This window comes from Bartonella sp. MF74HXZ (genome assembly GCF_042194445.1).
Taxonomy (GTDB): Bacteria; Pseudomonadota; Alphaproteobacteria; order Rhizobiales; family Rhizobiaceae; genus Bartonella; species Bartonella grahamii.
The window spans coordinates 1-1,078 of the sequence record NZ_JBHIMW010000024.1 but is presented as its reverse complement, the minus strand read 5'-3'; the positions used below and the strand labels follow the sequence as shown (position 1 = coordinate 1,078).

The following is a 1,078-nucleotide window of genomic DNA, read 5'->3' as shown; positions in this document are numbered from 1 at the left end:
AAGTTTGAGACGTTAAATTATGCTATTGAGGATGTCCGCAAGGAAGCAAGACAAGCAGCAGCGATTGGTTTAGCGGTAGCTAATTTAAGCTATGACGATACACCGGGAAAATTAAGTTTTTCATTTGGTACGGGTGTATGGCGCAGTCAATCCGCATTTGCTATTGGGGCTGGTTATATGTCTGAAAATGGAAGATTTCGCTCTAACATATCTGCAACGAGTGCTGGGGGACATTGGGGTGTAGGTGCTGGATTTAGGATAACACTGAATTAACAATAGAAAATTCGAAATAAATTTTCCTTCTCTTATCAAATGCATTACATGTGACATTTTAAGAGAAGGAAAGTTATTCTCAGCATAAATGAATAGCAATAGAAGATAAGGGCGTATTTCGAGTAAAAATGTATTTTTTATTGTGAAGTTTTATACGAAAAAATCATTTATCATTTCCAAAAGGAATTATTTGAGTAATCGATATTTATTTTTGAGAGAGTTTTTTCCTTATAAGAGAAATATATATTATAATAGTATTATTAATGAATGCGGCATTATTTTTTATGACAAGATAGAGGGGGATGTTATTTTGTATGATTCTACTTCTGATAAGATTATTATTGGATTGCATAATGCCTAAAAGGTGATCAATTACATGACAGTGAGCAGCAGATAAGACAGTTCAGAAAGAAACAAGACAGGCGTCCTCTGTTGGTTTAGCGGTATCGAATTTAGGTTATTTTGATATCCTTTGGTCTTTTAAGTGTCTCATTTGGTAGTGGTTTATGGCGTAGTCGATCGGCTTTTGCTATTGGAGCTGGTTATATGTCAGAAGATGGAAATATTCGCTCTAATATATCCGCAACGAGTTCTGGCGGAGATTGGGGAAGAGGTTCTGTCTTAAGATTAAAGCTGAATTGATGATAGTAAGGGATTCTTTTAACAATATTCATTCTTATTTTATTGAAATGAGGGTGAATATTTTTTTACAGATGCACAGTATTTACCCAGAGATAAGCATAATATTTGATGACGCTATAAACTTTGAGATTTTATAGAAGATTTTTCTATATTTTTGTTGAAA

1 protein-coding gene and 1 pseudogene are annotated in these 1,078 nt (G+C 33.8%); both read left to right on the top strand.

Annotated elements, in window-relative coordinates; genetic code table 11:
• Positions 1–273: YadA-like family protein (locus tag ACFIJ8_RS08410; RefSeq protein WP_375639382.1), on the top strand; the 273-nt coding region annotated here is incomplete at its 5' end.
• A 395-nt stretch (positions 274–668) separates the two neighbouring features.
• A pseudogene (locus ACFIJ8_RS08405) lies at positions 669–915 on the top strand (YadA-like family protein); the annotation flags it as partial.
• Between the last annotated feature and the right edge of the window lie 163 nt (positions 916–1,078).